The organism is Lactobacillus sp. ESL0261, assembly GCF_003693025.1.
GTDB lineage: Bacteria > Bacillota > Bacilli > Lactobacillales > Lactobacillaceae > Lactobacillus > Lactobacillus kullabergensis.
The window spans coordinates 268,498-290,395 of sequence record NZ_REHN01000002.1; the positions used below are offsets into that span (position 1 = coordinate 268,498).

17 protein-coding genes are annotated in these 21,898 nt (G+C 37.4%); 15 read left to right on the top strand and 2 right to left on the bottom strand.

Translation table 11 applies throughout. The annotated features are described in order from the left end of the window. The first annotated feature begins 281 nt into the window (after nucleotides 1–281). From F5ESL0261_RS01725 to F5ESL0261_RS01780, 12 genes are all read left to right on the top strand, one after another. On the top strand, nucleotides 282–1,367 hold the full coding sequence (locus F5ESL0261_RS01725) for an ABC transporter ATP-binding protein (protein WP_122051937.1): 1,086 nt from the start codon (nucleotides 282–284) through the stop codon (nucleotides 1,365–1,367). Further along, a complete protein-coding gene (locus F5ESL0261_RS01730) occupies nucleotides 1,367–2,233 on the top strand; it encodes a carbohydrate ABC transporter permease (RefSeq protein WP_122051938.1) in 867 nt (288 codons plus the stop codon). The genes F5ESL0261_RS01725 and F5ESL0261_RS01730 overlap by 1 nt, the downstream gene beginning before the upstream one ends. Beyond that, nucleotides 2,234–3,058, top strand: a complete 825-nt coding sequence (locus F5ESL0261_RS01735) for a carbohydrate ABC transporter permease (protein WP_122051939.1) — start codon at nucleotides 2,234–2,236, stop codon at nucleotides 3,056–3,058. Further along, nucleotides 3,042–4,337 carry an MBL fold metallo-hydrolase gene (locus F5ESL0261_RS01740; RefSeq protein ID WP_122051940.1) on the top strand — a complete coding sequence of 432 codons (1,296 nt, stop codon included), beginning with the start codon at nucleotides 3,042–3,044 and terminating at the stop codon, nucleotides 4,335–4,337. The genes F5ESL0261_RS01735 and F5ESL0261_RS01740 overlap by 17 nt, the downstream gene beginning before the upstream one ends. 49 nt (nucleotides 4,338–4,386) lie before the next feature. Continuing rightward, nucleotides 4,387–5,697: an extracellular solute-binding protein gene (locus tag F5ESL0261_RS01745; RefSeq protein ID WP_122051941.1), complete on the top strand. Its 1,311-nt coding sequence runs from the start codon at nucleotides 4,387–4,389 to the stop codon at nucleotides 5,695–5,697. Nucleotides 5,698–5,962: 265 nt separating this feature from the next. Next, the gene (locus F5ESL0261_RS01750) at nucleotides 5,963–7,264 is read left to right on the top strand and encodes an extracellular solute-binding protein (RefSeq protein WP_122051942.1); all 1,302 of its coding nucleotides are present in this window, start codon (nucleotides 5,963–5,965) and stop codon (nucleotides 7,262–7,264) included. Between the two features lie 136 nt (nucleotides 7,265–7,400). After that, complete coding sequence (locus F5ESL0261_RS01755) at nucleotides 7,401–8,318, top strand: magnesium transporter CorA family protein (protein ID WP_046331619.1); 918 nt, start codon at nucleotides 7,401–7,403, stop codon at nucleotides 8,316–8,318. A gap of 14 nt (nucleotides 8,319–8,332) precedes the next feature. Next, nucleotides 8,333–9,256 (top strand): serine hydrolase, encoded by a 924-nt coding sequence (locus tag F5ESL0261_RS01760; protein ID WP_122051943.1) that lies wholly within the window; start codon nucleotides 8,333–8,335, stop codon nucleotides 9,254–9,256. A gap of 161 nt (nucleotides 9,257–9,417) precedes the next feature. Next, a complete protein-coding gene (locus F5ESL0261_RS01765) occupies nucleotides 9,418–10,005 on the top strand; it encodes a TetR/AcrR family transcriptional regulator (RefSeq protein WP_122051944.1) in 588 nt (195 codons plus the stop codon). Continuing rightward, nucleotides 9,998–13,030: an MMPL family transporter gene (locus F5ESL0261_RS01770; protein WP_122051945.1), complete on the top strand. Its 3,033-nt coding sequence runs from the start codon at nucleotides 9,998–10,000 to the stop codon at nucleotides 13,028–13,030. The genes F5ESL0261_RS01765 and F5ESL0261_RS01770 overlap by 8 nt, the downstream gene beginning before the upstream one ends. A 323-nt stretch (nucleotides 13,031–13,353) precedes the next feature. After that, entirely contained in the window at nucleotides 13,354–14,913 is a 1,560-nt protein-coding gene (locus F5ESL0261_RS01775; RefSeq protein WP_122051946.1) for an ATP-binding cassette domain-containing protein, read from the top strand. 94 nt (nucleotides 14,914–15,007) lie between these two features. Then, on the top strand, nucleotides 15,008–16,027 hold the full coding sequence (locus F5ESL0261_RS01780) for a zinc ribbon domain-containing protein (RefSeq protein WP_122051947.1): 1,020 nt from the start codon (nucleotides 15,008–15,010) through the stop codon (nucleotides 16,025–16,027). 82 nt (nucleotides 16,028–16,109) lie between these two features. Here F5ESL0261_RS01780 and F5ESL0261_RS01785 read toward each other — a convergent pair whose 3' ends face one another. After that, nucleotides 16,110–17,486, bottom strand: a complete 1,377-nt coding sequence (locus F5ESL0261_RS01785; protein ID WP_122051948.1) for an NAD-dependent succinate-semialdehyde dehydrogenase — start codon at nucleotides 17,484–17,486, stop codon at nucleotides 16,110–16,112. A 123-nt stretch (nucleotides 17,487–17,609) separates the two neighbouring features. Then, on the bottom strand, nucleotides 17,610–18,392 hold the full coding sequence (locus F5ESL0261_RS01790) for an alpha/beta hydrolase (RefSeq protein ID WP_122051949.1): 783 nt from the start codon (nucleotides 18,390–18,392) through the stop codon (nucleotides 17,610–17,612). Between the two features lie 196 nt (nucleotides 18,393–18,588). Here F5ESL0261_RS01790 and F5ESL0261_RS01795 point away from each other — a divergent pair, with 196 nt between their 5' ends. The 3 genes from F5ESL0261_RS01795 (at nucleotide 18,589) to serS (ending at nucleotide 21,363) form a co-directional block, all read left to right on the top strand. Next, nucleotides 18,589–19,194 carry a TVP38/TMEM64 family protein gene (locus F5ESL0261_RS01795; RefSeq protein ID WP_109585877.1) on the top strand — a complete coding sequence of 202 codons (606 nt, stop codon included), beginning with the start codon at nucleotides 18,589–18,591 and terminating at the stop codon, nucleotides 19,192–19,194. Then, nucleotides 19,194–19,724 carry a GNAT family N-acetyltransferase gene (locus F5ESL0261_RS01800; RefSeq protein WP_122051950.1) on the top strand — a complete coding sequence of 177 codons (531 nt, stop codon included), beginning with the start codon at nucleotides 19,194–19,196 and terminating at the stop codon, nucleotides 19,722–19,724. Before F5ESL0261_RS01795 ends, F5ESL0261_RS01800 begins: the two co-directional genes overlap by 1 nt. A gap of 331 nt (nucleotides 19,725–20,055) precedes the next feature. Then, nucleotides 20,056–21,363 (top strand): serine--tRNA ligase, encoded by a 1,308-nt coding sequence (serS, locus tag F5ESL0261_RS01805; RefSeq protein WP_122051951.1) that lies wholly within the window; start codon nucleotides 20,056–20,058, stop codon nucleotides 21,361–21,363. Nucleotides 21,364–21,898: the final 535 nt, after the last annotated feature.

Sequence of the window (21,898 nt, forward strand, 5' to 3'; positions counted from 1 at the left end):
GGATAAAATAGTAGTTAATATATACAGAGATTAATAAGAGCGACAGTAAGATTTACTGCCGTTTTTTGCTTAAGGCAAAACTTTAAAAAGAGAACAATAAAAGTGATTTCTGGATAATAATTAGCAATTTACACAATAAATACGAATAATTAACTTAAAAGCTTGATTATGATAAGATAATTACGAATTTTAATTAAGCAAATTAGGTTGTGTTCTGACTTTTTTTATCATAAAATTAAGAGAGTAAAAATGAAAAATAAAAATTATAGTGGTGCGATTTAATGGATAACAATAAATTTGTTGAAGTGAAAAACCTGCGAAAAGTTTATGACAATGGTCATGAAGCTATAAAAAACGTCAGCTTTTCTGTTAAAAAAGGAGATTTGGTGTGTTTATTAGGGCCATCCGGCTGTGGAAAGACAACTATTTTAAATATACTGGCTGGTCTGCTTAATCCCACAGAAGGAGACATCTTATTTAATGGCAAGTCGGTGGTAAAAGTTGCACCTAAGGATCGCCATATTGGCTATGTTTTTCAAAACTATGCATTATATCCTCATATGACTGTTTTGCAAAACGTAATGTTTCCGCTGATTGTAGGGGCTAACAAAAAACCTAAAGCAGAAGCCAAAAAGATTGCCACCAAATACATGGAATTAACGCAGATTACTGAACTGGCTGATCAAAAGCCGGGCAATTTATCCGGTGGTCAGCAACAAAGGGTGGCAATTGCTCGTGCTTTGGTACAAGAACCTCAAATTCTGCTCATGGATGAACCTTTGAGCAATTTGGATGCCAGATTGCGTTTAAAGATTCGTGAGGAAATTCGTTCATTAGTCAAATCTGTTGGCATTACCACGCTTTTTGTCACTCATGATCAGGAAGAAGCATTGTCTATTGGTGATAAAATCATCCTCTTTAATGATGGTGTTATACAACAAGATGATTTAGGCCAAAACTTTTATTTAGAACCTAATAATTATTTTGTAGCCAATTTCGTCGGCAATCCAGTAATTGATAATTTTAAAATAACTAAAACTGCAAATGAATTAAAGTCAAGTCAATTTACGATAGATCTTGCTGATCTGGAGCAGTCTCGTTTTAAACGGGAATTACCAGACGGTGAGTATATCTTGTCTATTCGACCCGAAAATATTGTTCCTGATCCTGAGGGTCTTTTTGAGACCACGGTGGATGATATTGAATTAATTGGACGTGAACGTATTCTGAAATTTACATTTGATAATGAGCAGGTTCGTTCACTAATTAACCTTGAAACTCCAATTAAGAGAGGCGATCAAGTTAAACTTAAAATGCGATTTAATCGGGTATTTCTTTTTACACCTGAAGGAGAGCGAGTTTACTAATGAAGACAAATCAAAAGAAGGCTTGGCTTTTTTTAGCACCAACTATTATTTTTGTCACTCTGTTTAGTATTTATCCTATTTTGCGTGCATTTGGCATGAGCTTTCAGGGTGGGTCCTTAATTGACTTACACTGGAATGGTTTAAGCAATTATCAGTATATTTTCAATGATCCGGAATTTTGGCTGGCTATCAAGAATACGGTTCTCTATGCAATTATTTCAGTACCAATCGGCTTAATTATTTCAATTATGCTGGCGTGGATAATTTTTGACAAGGTTAAGCATAAGTCCTTCTTTGAAACCACGTTTTTTATGCCATATGTCACTTCAACAATTGCCATAGGGATTGTTTTCCGTTATATCTTTAATGGTGATTACGGAATGTTGAACTTTTTGCTTAGATGTTTGCATCTGCCTGCTCCTGACTGGATTGATGATCCAGCAATGTCTTTAACTACCATTATTATCTTTGGTATTTGGTCGTCACTGGCTTTTAACATTGTCATATTAATGGGGGCACTGCGTAATATTGACCCGAATTTTTATACAATTGCTGACATGTACGGTGCTAGCGGGCGCGATAAGTTTTGGCGCATTACTATGCCAGAGCTGGTTCCTACTATTGCTTTCTTATTAACAATGAACGTGATTGGGGCCTTTAAAATCTATACTTCTGTTTACGCACTCTTTAACGGGCAAGCTGGAGTGGGCAATTCAGGAACAACCGCAGTGTTCTACATTTACAATAAGTTTCAAATCGTCGGTACTCCCGGAGTTGCGATGGCGGCAACGGTAATTTTGTTCCTGATTATTCTGTTTGCAACCTTCTTGCAACGGAAAATGATGAAGAAGATAGGAGAGAATTAAATGAAACGAATTCGGCTAGGAGTTTTATTCAGTTACATTATTTTATTTATCTTTGCCATCATTACTGTTTTCCCATTCATTTACATGATTTTAGGCGGTTTGATGAGCTTTCAGGAAACAACTTCTATTCCGCCGACACTAATTCCCCACCATTTTGAGTGGTCTAACTACGCCAAAGTATTCGCTCGTGCGCCTTTTGGCCGCTACTTCTTCAATACGGTTTTAACAGCTAGCGTCACCACGATTGTCAGTCTGTTTAACTCATTACTCGGCGCTTTTGCCATGGTTAACTTGCGCTTTAAGGGCAAGGGCTTAATTCAAATGGTGCTTTTGTCATTATTAATGGTACCTGGTGAAGCAATTATTTTTACTAACTACAACACAATTGCTCATATGGGTTTACTTAACACTTATGTAGGACTGGTTTTGCCATTCTTGACTTCGATTTTCTACATGTATTATTTACAAAGCTATTTTGGTTCAATCTCAGATACGATTTATAAAGCAGCTATGATTGATGGCGCCAGCGATTGGGACTATATTTGGAAAATTCTAGTACCGATGTCAAAAGGTGGCTTGTTTACAGTTGGTCTTTTAAGTTTCATCTCTGGCTGGAATTCATTTCTCTGGCCATTACTGGTTACAAATGAAGATACCATGCGCCTGCTGAATAATGGTTTGTCGGCCTTTGCATCCGATGCCGGTAGTGAAACGCAATTGCAACTGGCTGCTGCTACCCTGACTGTTTTACCAATTTTAGTCTTGTACCTAATCTTTAGAAAACAGATTATTAAGGGGGTGGTTCGTAATGACCTTAAAGGATAGAACCACCATTACGTTTTACAATGGTTTAAATACTATTGGCGGCCCAATGATGGAAGTAGCTTACCGTAAATCGCACATTTTGTTTGATTTGGGTGAAGTTTACCGACCTGAGCTTAATCTGCCTGACGAGAAATATCAGACTTTAGTGCAAAATGAACTGATTGGTGATGTACCAAACTTTTATGATCCCGAATTAACTGGTAAAGCAATTGATCATGGACATTGGAAATATGCGGCAGCTTATATGTCCCACCTGCACCTTGATCACAGCAAGGCCATGAATTTCTTGGCTCCAGAAATACCTTTGTATGCAGGGCCAATAACAGCTAAGATGTTGCCTGCTTTAAATGAAAAAGGAGACTTTCTGCTGTCGGCTGCAGATCATGAAGCAAGTTATACACGCCCAATTATCGCAGCAGAGTATCAAAAGCCAATAGAAGTGGGCGATATAACGATGACGGTGTGGCCAAGTGATCATGATGCGTATGGCGCTACTGGTCTGATCGTTAAAACACCGGATTTGGCAATTGCCTATACTGGTGATATTCGTCTGCATGGGTATCATTCTGACTGGGTTAAAAAATTTTTGGCAGCAGCCAAAGACTGTGATGTTTTAATTACTGAAGCAACCGGCTTTTCTTGGCCGGAAGAAAAGCATGAGGAAAATAGCGCAGAATTTACCGGTCCAAAAAATGAAAATGAATTGACTGCTAAATTTGTGCAACTGCAAGAGCAAAATCCTAAGCGGCAAATCACTTTTAACACATATCCGACCAATGTTGAGCGGCTATTGCGTGTTATTTCTGATTCGCCACGCTGTGTGATTTTGCATGCTGCAAGAGCTCACTTGCTCAAAGAAAGCATTAATCAGGATTTTCCTTATTATTACTTGCCAGGGGAGCAAAAATTCGCTGATCTAAAGCCAGAACTGGCAGTTTCTTATGAAGAGCTGTTAAATGATGATCACGAATTCCTTTGGCAGGCAGTTGCTGATTTCGACCACTTGCAAAAAGGTGGTTTGTATCTTCACTCTAATGCAGAGCCATTAGGAGATTTTGACCCAGCATACAAGCCTTTTATGCAAAGGCTTGCTGAGCAAAATATTGAAGTTCAGGCGTTGCGTTGTTCTGGTCACGCTGACGAGCAAGAACTAAAACAAATTATTGCTTGGGTTCAACCACCAACACTAATTCCCGTGCACACATTGCATCCGGAGCTGGTGGAAAACCCTTATGGAAACAGGATTTTACCAAAGCGCAATCAAACAATTGCGTTTTGATTAATCAAAAAATGTTGTTTAGTTTTTATATTTGGGAGGTTTTAACCAAATGAAGTTTAGTAAAAAGTTGGCCGCTGCGTTTGCTATTGGCTTAACTCTTGTTGGTACTGCAGCTTGTTCAAATGGCGGAAGCAATTCTAATTCTTCCTCATCTTCAAGTTCAGAGAAAATTGCTAAAGTCAAGAAGACAACCAATATTGTCTTTTGGCATGGTATGCCAGGTGTGCAACAAGCTACATTAAAGAAGTTGACACGTGAATTTGAAAGCAAATATCCTAAGATCAAAGTTAAATTGGAAAGTCAGGGAGCTTATAACGACTTACAAGCTAAAATCAATTCAACTTTGCAGTCACCTAACAACTTGCCCACCATTACTCAGGCCTATCCTGACTGGCTCTTTAATGCTGCCAACAAAAACATGCTGGTTGATTTAACGCCATACATTAATAGTAAAGAAGTTGGCTGGGGCAGCAGCAAGGCCTCAGATATTAAATCTACACTTCTTGATGGTGCTAAGATTAATGGTAAACAATATGGTATTCCTTTCAACAAATCAATCGAAGTTTTGACCTATAATGCAGATTTATTAAAGAAATACGGTATTAAAAAAGCACCTGCAACAATGGATGAACTGAAGAAAGATTCACAAATCATTTATAAAAAGAGTAATCATAAAGTTGTAGGTGCTGGTTTTGACTCATTATCAAACTACTATACTTTAGGCATGAAGAACGAAGGCGTTGACTTCTCAAGTAAAATTGACTTTGCCGGCGACACTTCAAAGAAGGTTATTAATTTTTACGCAGATGGAATCAAAGATGGTTACTTCAGAGTAGCTGGTTCAGAACACTATCTGTCTGGTCCATTTGCTAACCAAAAGGTAGCAATGTACATTGGTACTTCTGCTGGTGAAGGCTTTGTTAAACAAGGTGTAGGCAATAAGTTTACTTATGATGTTGCTCCTCGTCCTGGTAAATACACCATGTCACAAGGTACTGACATTTACATGTTTAAGCATGCTTCAGCTGATCAAAAATCCGCTGCATTTACTTACATCAAGTTCTTAACTTCAAAAGCTAGTCAACTTACATGGGCAAATGCCACCGGTTATGTTCCAGTCAATCAAGCAGCTGCTGATTCAGCTGAGTACAAGGATACCAAGAAGCTGAAATTGCCAGCTAAACTTGAAGATGCAATGGCAAACCTTTACAGTGTCCCAATTATTAAGGATGCCGGTGCAGCTTACGGTAGCTTAAATCCAATTATGCAAAACATTTTAGCTGCTGCACAAAAGAAGCAAAATGTTGACAATGCAATTAAAACAGGTAAAACAAAATTTGATGCTGCTTGGAAACAATAAAAACTAAATAGCAATTTTTATCATAGAGCTTGTCTTAGTAGGCAAGCTCTTTTTATATTTAAAATGGAACAAAATAAAGACTTTCTGAAAAATGTTCGGAATAAAGCGAACTATAAAATCAAATAAAGTAAAATATACAAATAAAGCCGAATTTTTGTATCTAAATTTGTTGTAATCTTACATTATTTGCTATACAATAAATGAGTATTAATGCTCAAACTATCACTATTGAGCACTTAAAAAATTTTGGAGGAAAAACAATATTATGAATTTCGGTAAAAAGCTGGCAGCTGTTGCGGCAGCCGGCTTGGCATTAATTGGAACTGCAGCTTGTTCAAAAAGTGGCAGTTCATCATCCTCAAGTTCTAAAATACCAAAGGTAACTCAAAAAACTACCGTCGTTTTTTGGCATGGCATGCAGGGCTCTCAGGAAAAAACACTGAAAAGTTTAGCGCAGGATTTTGAAAATAAAAATCCTAAAATAAAAATCAAACTTGAACAACAAGGTGATTACGATAACTTGCAGTCAAAAATCACATCGACTCTGCAGTCACCTAAAAATTTACCGACAATCACTCAGGCCTACCCGGGTTGGCTTGAAAGTGCTGCTAAAAATAAGATGTTGGTTGACCTTAAACCATACATTAATGATAAAAATGTAGGTTGGGGCAGTGTTGCAGCATCTGGTATTAAGGAAGACATGCTAAATGGTGCGCAAATTAAGGGCACCCAATACGGTATTCCTTTTAACAAGTCAATTGAAGTTTTAATTTATAACCCAAAGATGTTTAAGGAATATGGCATTACCAAAGTTCCTGCAACAATGGCTGAGGTTAAGAAGGCTGCACAGACTATTTACCAAAAGAGTAACCATCAAGTAGTTGGTGCAGGCTTTGATGATCTTGATAACTACTACGTTTTGGGTATGAAGAACCAGGGTGAAAACTTCTCCAGTAAAATTGACTTTACTGGTGCTAAATCCAGAAAGTTGCTCAATTACTTTATCAACGGGGAAAAAGCGGGTTACTTTAGAATGCCAGGTTCTGATAAATACTTGTACATTCCGTTTACTAACAAAAAATTGGCAATGTTTGTTACATCTTCATCAACTGAAACATGGATCAAACAGGCAGCCAAGAAAGGCTTCAATTATGAAGTTGCAGCTCGGCCAAGCAAATACACTATGTCGCAAGGTACCGACATTTATATGTTCAGCCATGCCAGTGCGATGCAGAAAGCTGCTGCTTTCAAATTTATGAAATATCTTTCTTCTAAAGATAGTCAAATTAAGTGGGCTAAAGAAACCGGCTATATCCCGGTTAGTGAAAGTGCCACAAAGTCTGACGAATATAAGTCGAATAAAGACTTTAAGCTACCAGCAAAATTAGAAGACATACTTAATGCCAACTCACTTTACAGTGTTCCTGTCATCAAGGACTCTAGTGCTACATTTAGTCAATTAACCCCAATTATGCAATCAATCTTATCAGCTGCACAAAAGAACCGGAATGTTGAAAAAGCAATTACTACTGGTAAAAATAAATTTGATGCAGCTTGGAAACAATAGAAAAGTGATAAAAAATTTAAAAAACAGGCTTAGGCCTGTTTTTTTATTTGTCGTTTTTCTCTTCAATGTTAAGATAATAATGGCATAACAAAGCTGGTGGCAGCACTAGCTAAATATAGTGGCCAGGGGTGAAAACGTGATCAAAGAACAAAAGTTTCCAGTAGAAACTAATTATAAATGGTATGATATCAGCAATTTGAGTGAAGAAGACAGTAATAAGCTGCAAATAGATTTTCATTTTACTCCTGACATGATTACCTATATTTCAGACCGACATGAACGACCCCACTATGATTATGATACGCATACACATATCAACTTGCTAGTTTATGATGTGCCTATTTGGCCTACTAAAACTATCAAACATTTTACGGCTCACCCAGTAACTTTTTTAATATCGGGGGAAAACATCTTTACTTTTCATACTCAATCGACCAGCTATGTGTTTGATGAGTTTAATGACACGGCTACAAGACGAGAACTATCCCTGGCGCAAGATGTTACTGAATTATTAATGAAATTTTTACTGTATTCTTCACAGTATTTTCAACGAGCTGTTACTCAGCTTGATGCAGAACGCAATAGTTTAGACCAAAAGCTTTCCGGTGACATTAATAACAAGGACTTAGTTGAACTGTCAAATATTGAAAAAAGTCTAGTATATTTGTCTAGCTCAATTCAAACTAACCTAATGATGCTGCACAGTTTAAAAATGTCTCAGTTGAACTTTACCAAGCCGGGGCGTGAACGTCTTGATGATGTCTTAATTGAGTCAAACCAATCGGCAGAAATGGTGAAAATTTCACAGCAGGTTACGCAAACATTGTCAGCAACTTCAAATAATATGATGAACAACAATTTGAACGATACGATGAAGTTTTTAACTGTCTGGTCTTTGGTTTTAACTATTCCTACTATTCTAACCGGTTTTTACGGTATGAACGTCAGTCTTCCGGTTGGCCACAGCTCGTCTGACTGGATTGCTATCATAGTGGTGACAGTCTTTTTAATGGTTTGGTTGATTGTTTTAATGAAACGACATCATTTCTTTTAAACTGAGGCAAGTAAATGAAAAATAAAGTTTTGATAGGCTCACTAATCACGGCACTTATTGCTTTTATGCTTTATTCTGTCAATCTTAAAAAAGTAGAAAACAGCAGCCTGAAAATTGTCGGTCAAGGACAGGAACAGATTGTCAAAAATAAAAAGGAAAAAAATTCTGTCCGTGAACCAAAAGTTGCGACCGTGGAATATCCCAATCACATTAAAATTGCTTCCGGCAGTGAGCAAAAATGGGCAGAAAAAATTGTACAGGTGATGGGGAAGGATCAGAGCTATCAAGTTTGTGTTCAAGACCTGAATAACAATAAATATGCGCGTGTTTCTAATACCAGTCAACGACACGGAGTAAATACTAGTAGTCGTTTATTTCTACTTATTGCTTTAACTTACCAAGAACAACATGGGAAGTCTGTTTCCAAAAAGGCAATCAAGATCAAAAAAGCAGATCACGTTAAAGGTGAAAAGGTGCTTCAAAAAGGAATTGCGTATAATGCAGCTTATTTGAAGCAGCTGATGATGCAAGGTGACAAGACTGCGGCCAATGCTCTGCTGCGCACAGTTAAGCCAGCTACCGTTAACTCTATTATTAAGAAAATCGGTGTCCATGATACTACAATTAAAGGTAAGTTTTCAGCAAAACCAGCAGCTTTAACCACAGCAAATGATTTGAACAAAATTATGGTGAGTCTATACCATGACCAGATTTTAAGCAGACAATATTCCAATCAAGTTTTAGGAGCACTGAATGCTAACAAAACTAAGCCCAGGATTATCCGTAATAGCAAGGGTTTAATTTATGCTATTGGGGATAGTAAAGCCAATGTTGCACTTGTCCAGTCTAATGGTAATGCCTATTGCGTCAGCGTCTGGGGTAATAATGACCATGATTTTGTTAAACTAGGTAAGGCAGTCAACAGCTTTTTTAAATAACATTTTTGACGTATACTTTAACAAATCTTAAATTTTAAGCCCTAATAAAAAGTCACTTTGAGGGCTTTTTTATTAATTTAAAATAATTTACAGCATGTAGATTGTATTCTTCATATTGTAATGATATATTATTCAGTATGCTGTCAAAAGGAGGGGTGAAATTGGTTAAAAGAAGAAGCCTTGATTTAGATAAGGTGATTGCGAAGGCGACGGAGCTGATTGGACGAAAGGGACTTTCCGCGACCACTCTGCCGAACCTAGCCAAAGAGTTAGGCGTTCGTTCACAGTCACTTTACCATTATGTTTCAGGTCGAAAGCAACTGCTGTCGCTTGTCGGTGCAAGCAGAATTAAAATTTTAGGTAAAAAATTAGTTGATAATTTGATCGGAATTTCAGGTGAAGAGGCTTTACTTAAGTTTGCGGATATCGTGCGTAATTTTATTTTGGACGATCCTGCATTAATTAGTATTCTCTATCACTTGAATGAATACCAAAAAGACGATGCTATTACTCAAGAAATTTTAAAGATAATAGCTTTGGCTGACAAACTAAATTTGAAAAGTGACAGCACGGTTTCGCTCCATTCCTTAATTGGGGCAGTACTAGGATACGTTTTTTTAGATGTGTCTGATTCTTTTACAGAAGAAACTAGTGAAGAGGCTGACCAAGGCTATCATGAATTAATTATTCAATTGGTTCAGCCTAAGAAATTATTGCCAAAAAAGAGAAAGGAAAATAAGAGTGCATAAACTAGTAAAAAATCGTATTTTCTCGTTAATTGCATGGATTTTAATATTAATCATTTCAGTTGTGGCTTTGCCGGACGTTACAGGGTTAACCCGTGAGCACTCAAATATTTCCTTACCGTCGGATGTTCAAAGTGAAGTCGCAAAGTCAATTCAAAATGATTGGGGTCCTAAGCAAAAGGATACCTATCAGATTGCGGTGGTCTTTAACAAGCAAAAGGGCAAATTGACATCTGATGATAAAAATGCCATTAATGAAACCATTGACAGACTTAAAGACAAGCAAGATCAGTATGGGATCAAGATGGTCTTGGGTCCAGATGATAATATTGCTACCAAGAAAAAGCTGCAATCAAAAGATAATACTACTTGGATAATGCAGTTGAATGTGGCTAAAAAGCACGGACCGATTAATGATGTTGAGTCTGAGCTGAATAAAGCTGTCAAAACGGCCGGCATCAGGACTTACGTTACAGGTGCAGACGTTTTGCAAAATGCCTTCTCGAATGCTATTCAAGAGGGAATTAAGAAAACAGAAGTAATTACCGTTATCTTCATATTTATTGTGTTAGTGATTGTCTTCAGGTCGCCAATAGTGCCCCTAATTTCATTACTAACGGTTGGTGTTTCCTTTATCACATCATTTGCGATTGTGACTAATCTGGTTAAATACCAGAACTTTCCGTTTTCTAACTTTACACAAGTCTTTATGATTATTGTGCTGTTCGGAATTGGTACGGACTATAACATCCTTTTGTATGACAAATTCAAAGAAGACCTCGGTAAAGGGATGGATCGCTATGAGGCGATGAATAGTGCCTTAAAAGTTGCTGGTAAAACCATCCTTTATTCCGGTTCTTCCATCTTAATTGGATTTTCAGCGTTAAGTCTGGCTAACTTTTCCATTTATCAATCAGCAGTTGGTGTGGCAGTCGGCGTTGCTGTTTTGTTAATAGTGCTGCTGACACTCAATCCATTCTTCATGGCTGTTTTGGGAGAAAAAATGTTCTGGCCAGTGAAGAAGTTTACCGGTGAGCATGAAGATAAATTATGGCATGGTATTTCCAAAGCGACACTTGCTCACCCAATTATTTACTTAATTGTATTGGCTGTGGTTGTGCTTCCTTTTGGTCTGATGTATACTGGTCACTTGAATTATGATGACACTGATGAGATTGATAATAGTACCCCAGCTAAAGCAGGGATGCTAGTTGTCGAAGATCACTTTTCAAAGGGGATGGCCGAGCCATCGACTCTTTATATTAAGAGTAACCATAAACTTGATAATGAAGCAGATTTGCGGTTAATTGATCAATTAACCAGACAACTCCAGGCATCTGAAGATGTGGCTTTTGTCACTTCTGTAACTCAGCCATATGGTGAAAGCATTGATCAGCTCTACGTTAAGAATCAGCTTAACACTGTTAACCAAGGTGTTGACCAGGCACGCGCCGGTTTGGGCAAATTGAGCAAGGCAAGCAAGAAAGTTACTGCTGGCGCAAGTCAGTTGGCTGATGGAACAAGCCAGTTGCAAAATGGTACTAGTCAACTCCAAGATGGCGCCAGCAAATTACAGGCTGGTACTGGTAAACTGCAAAATGGTGCCAGCCGTTTGCAAAATGGTACTGGTCAACTGCAAGGTGGTGCAAGCCGTCTGCAGAGCGGAACCCAGCAAATGACCAGTGGCCTTAACCAGTTGAATTCTCAATTGGCAAGTGGCAGTGCTGGTATCGCAAATGCGCAGAAAAATACTAAGGCTGCTTTAGAAAAGAGCTATAAAGCTAACTTAGCAAAGAGTATTAACAGTATACCCGGTTTAACTCAACAACAGAAGATGGCTGCCATGCAAGCTGCTGGTGCTGCTTTAGAAAAATCATGGGCAGAAGCTTCTGCTTCAATGCCAGATGTATCTGGCCAAATGGGTCAGCTGCAATCTGGTGTCGGCAGACTGGCTACTGCTTCTGGTCAATTAAATAGTGGTGCTTCTACTCTAAATGGCGGTATTGGTCAACTTAATTCCAGTGCAGGTCAATTAAGCTCAGGTATTGGTCAAGTTAATTCCAGTACTGGTCAATTAAGCTCAGGCATTGGCCAATTGAATTCCAGTGTTGGTCAACTAAATACTGGTGCAGGGAAATTGGCTTCAAGTACACCAAAGATTACCAATGGGGTAGATGAAGTTAATAGTGGACTTGGTCAAGGTGCAGCTTATCTTAATGGTTTAGCTAGTTCCTCAGCCGCAGATACTTTCTATATCCCAAAGGAATTTATTAAAAACGATACTTTCCAAACCTCAATTAAAAATTATCTGAGTCCTGATAAGAAATCTGCAATGCTTATGATTGTCTTTAAGTCAAATCCAAGTAGTCTTAAAGCAACCAAGAAGGCGCAGGATCTGAGTTTGATGGCTAAGAAGTCCTTAGCAGGAACCAGGCTCAAAAAGGCTACAGTAGCAATGGGCGGAGAGAGTTCCAACATTGCTGACATCAAAGATATTGCCAACAGAGACTTTATTAGAACTGCTGCCATAATGTTGATTGGTATTGGAATTGCCCTCATTTTTGTAACTCGTTCACTTTTGCAACCAGTTTATATCTTGGGTACTCTTTTGATTGCCTACTTCTGTTCATTATCAATTACGGAATGGGTAGTTAAAGCTGCATTAGGCAAATCCATGCTGACCTGGAACACACCGTTCTTTGGTTTCATCATGTTAATTGCTCTGGGCGTTGACTACAGTATCTTCTTAATGACCCGCTATCGTGAACTTGAAGACGGTAAGCCAAGTCAAAGAATGCTAAAGGCTTGTGGTATTATCGGCACAGTTGTAGTTTCAGCTGCTATCATTTTAGGTGGTACTTTTGCTGCGCTAATCCCTTCAGGGATTCCAACTCTGATTGAAGTGGCCTTGGCAGTGATTATTGGACTGATAATCTTAGTCTTTATTATGCCGATCACTTTGTCTGCTGCTGTCAAGTTGACCTATGAAGGTGTCCATTGGCATAAGAATAAGCGTGCTAAAAATTAATTGAACTTAATTAAAAGGTTGAAATTCTCATTTAGAGAGTTTCAGCTTTTTTTGTTAGTGAAATATGTTTTCTGACAGGTTTACAAAAGTTGATTTATTATAGTATAATGTTTTTAATTAAATTTTAAGCGGAAAGTAAGGAATACTGGAATGTCAAGACAAGTAAATAATCAGTAAGCTCTCGTTAAAGTTTTAAATAATTAATCACTTTTTAATTTTGAACCTAACGTAGAGCGAATCACTTTTGCAGATAGAGTAATTTTTGCAATTCAATGAACTGCAGCTTATTTAGTGTATTATGTGTACACGTTGAGGTTTTATAAGTGGAATTAATTAAAATAGATTATTTACAAATTGGCGTGGCAGCTTCTAAACTGCTGACTGTCTCAAATTTGAGCATCAATTCTGTGCAAAAAATTGGCTTAATTGGTAACAATGGTGCCGGTAAAACAACTTTAATGCGAATACTTGCTCAAGAAAAATTAACAGATTCATTTACTGTTAAAGGCACGGTTGCCAGCAATTGTAATTTTGCTTATGTTTCACAATTGCTTGATGCTGGGGATAAGAGCGGTGGACAAAGGGAAAAATTGGCTCTCAATAAGGCCGTCACCCAATTAAAAAATATGCCTAACGGTTTGCTGCTTTTGGACGAACCCACTTCTAATTTGGATATTACCCAGCAACAATGGTTAATAAAATTAATAAATAAAAGCAAAATTGCCTGTTTAATTATCAGTCATGACCAGAATTTTTTGAACAAAGTTTGTGATTCAATCTGGTATATTCAAAATAAAGAAGTACACAATTTCTCAGGGACTTATGAAGAGTTTCGCAGCTTTAACGAAGATCAGCGAAAACGGGCAGAAACGACTTATGAGCAAAAGAAAAAGCACCTTGAGCAGTTAAAGAGAAGTTATAATCTGCATTTTAATAAGGCCAGAACTTTCTCTCACAACAAAAAGGGACTTTCCTCATCTGATTGGCGGTCAAAGTCCATGGGAAAACAAAAAACAGCAAATAATGTTATCAGAGCCAGTAAGAATCTTGCTAGCCGCATCAATAAGGAAAAAGCAGAAATAAAGAAGCCGCAAATGCATCATGCGATTACCTTAAAAAATGGCAACAATGCAATAACTGATTTATCGATTTCTCCTAAAAGCAAGGCATTACGGCTGGAGAAACAGCAGGTTAATGCATATGGTCAAGAGTTGTTTAGCATTACTCAGGAAGCAAATCTTACTTATAGTTCAAAAGTAGTTTTAACTGGGCAAAACGGTGTTGGCAAGACTGTTTTTCTGAAAAAAATCAAGAATAGACAGTTAACCGGTTTTTATAATTCTAAATTGAAAATAGGTTATTTTAACCAGAATATTATTACTAGCCAAACTGATAAAACCCTGCTAGATTCTCTTTTTGCTACCAGTATATTTGATGATAGTTTGACTATGCAGGTTTTAGGTGATCTACATTTACGTCAATACGGGCAGCATAAAATAAGTGATCTTAGTGGTGGGCAGCTCGTGTGTTTCAACTTAGCTAAGATACTTACAGGTCAATATAATTTATTGCTGCTGGACGAACCGACTAACTTTTTAGATATTGCATCGGTTAATGCACTGGCCGAATTTGTCACCGCTTATCCCTTTGCCATGATTCTCGTGTCACACGATCAGGCATTTATCAAGCAACTTAAAGTTCCTAAATGGCAAATTAAGAATAGTCAGTTAATCACATCAACTGCCCAAAAGAAGCAGTTCAAAAAAGGCAACAATAATGAATTAGAGTTACTTAAATTTAAGCTCGATCAATTAATGCTTGATTCGCGGGCTTCAATTTCTGAAATAAGGCAACTTAAGGCACAAATTCAAGAATTACAGTAAAAAGCTAGGTTAAAATAGTGATAAGAATTTTCCTTAGCGCTATTTTTGTTTTATGATTAAGCTATTAATAATTATTGTTTAAAGGAAGTTTCTTATGACTACTTGTCCAAATTGTGGTCGTCCTGTCTCTGACGAGGATGTTACCTGTCCCAATTGCCAGTTTGATTTACAAAAATACCGTGAGACTTTTTTCACGGATCAACACCAACAGGCTAACTTTGAAGATGAAGAGACCGGTAAAAAAATAGCCAGTCGCAAGGTATACCGGCAAGAATTTTATCCAGAAAAACAAAATTCGGTTATCGAGCGAATGTTGCAATGGATTCATGTTAACAGTATGATTGTTTTTCTATTGGGAATTGCTTTACTAATTCTCATGAGTTTTTCCCGCAGCTTTGGTTGGATTTGCTTTTTTGCATTGCTTGTCTGGCTTTACTTTGTTTGCAGTCGTCAAGAAAAAATTGATCGTTATACCGTGGATGAGCGCTTAACACAAAAAATCAATCAATTGGGTTCTAACATGTTCAATGATGTGGCTGAATCGAAAGAAAAAGTTAAATCGAAAAGCAGATTAGCCCAGAAGGGTATGAAATATAAAGAAAATGTTCAGGTAAAGAAGCACTTTACCTATGTACAGCTTCTGGTTGTTTTGGTGGCAGTAATAAACCTGATAGTTTTATTTACTGGATCTGGTGCATCTGTTTTAGACATGACTTACGGGCAAAAAATGTCAATTACCAGGGTTGTCTTCGGACTTGCTGGCAGACTTTTTTCTTCAAATGCCACACTGCTTTCAGGTGTCTTACTTTGTGTAATATGGTTAATAATTGTTTTGATTCCGCTATTTATCATTTATCACACGTTGAGAGATACTAAAAAGAGCAGGTTAATCGCATTTTTACTTTCTTTGATTGAAACTATTTTTCTAATTTACATCATTTATAGAATGTCTAATAGTACACTGTCTAATCATGGTATTTTACACAGCATTACCAGTCAACTGCTTTTATACGCAGTTTCAATTGGCGCTTCAACTTATTTCTTAATTTTAGCTAGCGTGATGACGACTGGACTGACAGGGTATAATTTATTTCGTCACCGTCAAAAGCAATAATAAAAAATAAAAAGCTGATAAATCAACGTTCTTATATAGTAACGCAGGTTATCAGCTTTTTAATTTATGTCTTAATGATGAGTTATTTGGTTGGCATTGATATTACTAAGTGCTGGTTTACGAATGCCATTAAACCTAAATCACTAAGCTCACGACCATAGCCTGATTTCTTTACACCACCGAATGGTAATTCAGCAGAACTGATCCATGTGCCGTTGATTACGCTCATACCAGTTTCAATTTGCGCAGCTACATTCTGAGCACGCTTGATGTTGGAACTGATAACAGAAGAACCTAGACCGTAACTGGAATCGTTAGCTAAAGCAATAGCAGCATCTTCATCTTCTACTTCGTAAACGATAGCAACTGGGCCAAAGAACTCTTGGTCAAATGCAGGATTGTCACGATCAACATTGGTCAGAATAGTTGGGCGGAAGAATGCACCATCTGAATCAATTTCAGGATATTGGTAGAACACTTTTGCCCCTGCTGCAATAGCGCCATTTACTTGCTTAGTCAGTTTATCCTTTGCACCTTGTGAGTTCATTGGTGGCAGGCTAGTACTTGGGTCAAGCGGATCTCCTGGCTTCAAACTAGAAAAGACCTTCTTTAATTCTTGCAGCGTTTCGTCATAACGGGACTTAACGACAATAATACGCTTAGAAGAAGTACATACTTGGCCGTCATTATAAGTTCTGGCTGAACTAAGCGCCTGCTTTAAAACTTCAGGATCAGCGTCGTCAAGGATAATGAAGGCATCATTACCACCAAGTTCCATGGTCGACTTCTTTAAGTTTTTACCAGCATTTTCAGCAACCGAAGAACCACCACGTTCTGAACCAGTCAATGCTACGCCCTGAATTCTAGGATCGGCGATCATTTGATCAAGTTGATCGTAGCTTGGATACATATTAATCAAGCTGCCCTCAGGGGCACCTGCCTGTTTAATAATTTTAGCAATCAATGCTGCAGAACCGGGAACATTGTGGGCGTGCTTCAGAATAATAGGATTACCAACAATAAAGTTTGGTGCAAATACTCTGATTACTTGATAAAGTGGGAAATTCCAAGGCTCACATGCCATTACAACGCCAGTAGCCTGCTTTAGGTAATATGCATCACCCAATTTGGAATCAATTGGCTCGGGTTTTAACAATTCAGGCCCTTTGTCGGCAAAGTAATCGCAAATAGAAGCACAAAGATCAACTTCACCTTCAGATTCACCAATCATTTTACCCATTTCACGGGTCATGATCTCTGCCATTTCTTTTTTATGCTCGCGCAAACCGTCTGCTACTTTGTGTAATGTTGCTGTTCGGGTCTCAGGGCCTTCATGGCGCCACTTTTTGTAAAGTGCATCGGTCAAGTTTAGAGCATCCTCAATTTGTTCAGCTGTAGGATTATCATAGCTGGCAAAAGTTTCATTAGTATATGGATTAATAGATTGATATTTAGCCATAATATTATCTCCTTAAATTTTAATCAGGATAGATTTTTCTCAAAATCAATATAAACCGTTTTCATAAATCATTATAGCACATATAGAATATTTTACTAATAATTAGTAAGTAAAAGTTAAGATTTATTTTACAGCATTTAAAAGGTATGCTAATGAATCCTCTAAATATTGATTAGCATAAGTCATTGCGTGGCGCTTACCTGCTATTAATTTAAGATCAACAGCATGGTTATTTTGTGCCAAAAAGTTAATAAAATTAAGTAAATATTTAATAGGAGACAATTCATCTGCAGAATTGATCATTAATAATTGCTGTAAATTGCTGTAATCATATGAATCAGCATCAATCTTTTTTAACACCTTTTCATCTTCAGAACCGGCATATGCTAAAGTAAAATATTTATAAAAAGCATCATTAATATCATGTAAATCAGATAAGTCCAGTTCATTGCGACCATCAACCGCAGGCGTGACGTTCTGGTGGTCTTTCATCCAGGCAGAATAACTGACAGGAGCAGACCATGTTACTGTTGGGAAACCATATTTACCCGCAATATTTAGTGCCATTGTGCCTCCACTGCTGGCACCAATTTGAGTAATGTGGGGCTTTTTATTAATTACAAACTCGCTGTGCATCAGCCATTTGACGAAGTTAATGCTATCTTGGTGTGCGGCTGGAAAAGTATGCTGTGGAGCAAGAGAATAGTTAGGTGCAAAAACAGTAAAACCTTTATCAGAAATTTTTTGACATAAGTCTCTAATACTGTTTTTATCTCCCCGAAACCAGCCACCACCATGCCAAAACAGCAATATTTTGTCACCAAAACCGACTTTGTCCGGCTTATAAATATCTACCTTAAGTTTTCTTTGTTCATCATAAGTGACATCATTGATAATTTCTGCCATCCGATTTTCCTCCCAAAAATTGTATTTTTAATATCTATTATAATGTAATTAAAGGTCGGTTTTTGCTAAAAACCCAATTTATTTTTACTTTAAGAAAAAATAATTAAAAAATTTTAATTATTATTATTTAATGACTTAAAAAGTAATCACTATGCTTATTTTTTGGTAAAATTAGGCTTAACATTGGAGGTAAGCTATGCATCTGTCTGCTAAAGCTAGTCGAAGACTGATTAATATCTTGACCGTTGTCAGCGGGATTATTATCATTTTGTTATGTATATATTGGTATAGATTGGGAATATTTACCAGTCAAGCCAAAATGAAAGCATATTTGGCTGACAAGAAAATAATCGGACCGATTATTTTTGTTTTGATTCAGATAATTCAGGTTGTTATACCTATTATTCCTGGTGGCGTTTCACTTTTGGGTGGAGTTATTTTCTTTGGACCTGTAGCTGGTTTTATTTATAACTACGTAGGAATTTGTGTTGGATCAATTATTGACTTCTTTTTAGCACGCTTTTACGGCAGACCTTTTATTCTTCATATTGTCTCTGAAAAAACTCTTGATAAATATATGAAGTGGACTAAAAACCAGCGGAAATTCAACTGGTTTTTTGCAATCTGCATTGTGGCTCCAATGGCACCCGATGATGTTTTATGCCTTTTGGCGGGTTTAACTGATATGAAGTTTTGGACCTATTTTTGGATTATCATATTGGGTAAACCCTGGACTATTGCAGCATACAGTTTTGCGCTGGAATTTGGCATGGACTGGCTGCTTAGATTGACTGGTCATTAATGGACAGCCGAATTTATTTTCGTCCTTTTAAACTATCGGATGCACCTACTTTGCTAAAATGGGGACAAGATCAATATTATCGGCGTTTAGCAGGTTTTGAACATTATCACAACCTGGCGGAAGCTGAGGTTGCTGCAGGAAAGTATGCCGCAAGAAAGTATAGTTATGCAATTTGTCTTAGAAATACCCGGCAATTAATTGGCTTAGCTGAATTATATAATAGAGGTACAAGCGAAGCAGAATTATTACATACCAAAGAAATTGGTTTTTTACTTGATAAAGATTTTTCTGGTCAAGGTTATATGACTGAAGCCTTAAAATTACTTTTGAATTATGCGTTTAAAAAGCTCAATCAATCTGAAATTTGGGCCGGCACTTTTAAAAATAATTTTCGCTCACAAAGTTTACTTACTCGACTCGGCTTTAAATATATTTATTCAGTTGATATGAGTATGGTAAGTACGCTATTTCAATATCAGGAAGATTATTTTTTGCTGAAAAAGGCAGACTGGCTTAAAAGAGAAAAGTGATTTAAACTTGGCACAATCTTTTTACAAAAATAATTATAAAAACATTAAATATTGTTTGCTAAAAAAAGCATAATAGCTTAAAATAATATCCAAACACGGAATCCTCAGACTGATTCAGAGAGTTCGCATCTTGGTGCAAGCGAATAGATGTCGTTTCCAGATTCCATTAATGTGGGTAATTAATAATTACACGGCACGCGGCATCGTTATCGCCGATTTAATGAAGTGCAGCTAAGTATTAGCTGAAACTGGGTGGTACCGCGAAGCCATGTATGAGCCAATTCGTCCCAATCTTGTGGGATGAGTTGGCTTTTTTTGTGGAGGTAAAAAGATGCTGGATATAAAGGTGATTCGCGAGAATCTTGACTGGGCCAAGGATAAGCTTGGCAGACGTGGCGTTAAGCCGGAAGAGCTTGATGAACTGGTTAAAATTGATGCCGATCGGCGTGAAGAATTGAACCGCAGTGAACAATTAAAAGCTGAACGCAATACAGTTTCAAAGAAAATTGCGGAAATTAAAAGAAACAAAGAAGATGCTTCTGCTGCAGTTAAAAAAATGCGTGAAGTAGGACAGGAAATTAAGGAACTTGATGATAAAGTTGCTGAATTGACTGAAAAGCAAGATTACATCTTGCTAAGACTGCCTAATTTCCCGGACGATTCTGATCCAATCGGACCTGATGAAAATTATAATGAAGAAGTTCGCAAGTGGCATGAGCCAACTAAATTAGCCTTTAAGCCTAAGGCACATTGGGATATTGGTACTGATCTCGATATTTTGGATTGGGACAGAGGAGCTAAAGTTTCTGGTGCTCGTTTTGTCTATTATAAAGGTGCAGGTGCTTTACTTGAGCGGGCTGTTTTTAACTTCTTCTTAGATGAAAACACTAAAGAAGGCTACACCGAAATAATTCCGCCATATTTGGTTAACGATGAATCAATGCAGGGCACTGGACAATTTCCTAAATTCCGTGAAGATGTGTACACCATTGTTGATAACGACAACCCTGACAAGCCACGTGATTTAACTTTGATTCCAACTGCTGAAGTTCCGCTTGTTAACTATTTCCGTGACGAAATTATTCATGGTGAGAAGCTGCCAATCAATGTAACTGCATTGTCTCCAGCATTTAGAAGTGAAGCTGGTTCAGCTGGACGTGATACTCGCGGGCTGATTAGAATGCATGAATTTAGAAAAGTTGAAATGGTTAAAATTTGCAAGCAGGAAGATTCTTGGGATGAATTAGAGAAACTAACTCATAATGCTGAGCACTTGTTGCAAAAACTTGACTTGCCATATCATGTGGTAGCTTTGTCTACTGGGGATGCCAGCTTTACCAGTGCTAAAACTTATGATTTGGAAGTTTGGATGCCGGCTCAAGATAAGTATCGTGAAATTTCCAGTTGCTCAAATTGTACTGACTTTCAAGCTCGTCGTGCGCAAATTCGCTATCGTGATGATGATGGCAAACTGCATTTGGCACATACTCTTAACGGCTCCGGATTAGCTGTTGGTAGAACTGTGGCTGCAATTTTAGAAAACTATCAAAATGAAGATGGAACAGTTACCGTACCAGAAGTTTTGGTTCCTTATATGAATGGAATGACAAAGATTACTAAGGAAGAAACTTTGATTTAATGAGTAGCACTTTGCTATGATTTCGCAGGTTGAATAAACTTGCGAAATTTTTTTGCCCAAATTTTTGTTAATAGAAGTGGCAAAAATGACTAAATTACGAATAATTGGTTAATTGGTCTAGTCTAAAAAGTAAAAAAACTGGTTTGACAGGTATTAGTGAAAACTAATTTGAAATCAATTTTACTTAAATAACGAACAAAATGATTAATTTGACGAATGAGTACAAAAAGAGTAAGGTATTACATGTGTCTGAGCGAGTTACGACAAATAACAAGTTCAACATAAATCGAGCAAAAGCAGTTGACAAAAGCGAGCTGCTTTAGTAAGATAATAAACGCTGTCGGGGAAGACGGCGAAAAGGACTCAGAAAAAAGTGCTTGACAAAAGCGGCTGAATCTGGGAAAATATAAAAGCTGTTTTAAAGAAGGCAGCAGGTAGTACCTTGAAAACTGAACAATGTTTTCGCAAAAATGTGCGGGTTTAACAGAACCCAAAACAAAAGAGCGAAGTCAATTTCGCAAGCAAATAAATCCGA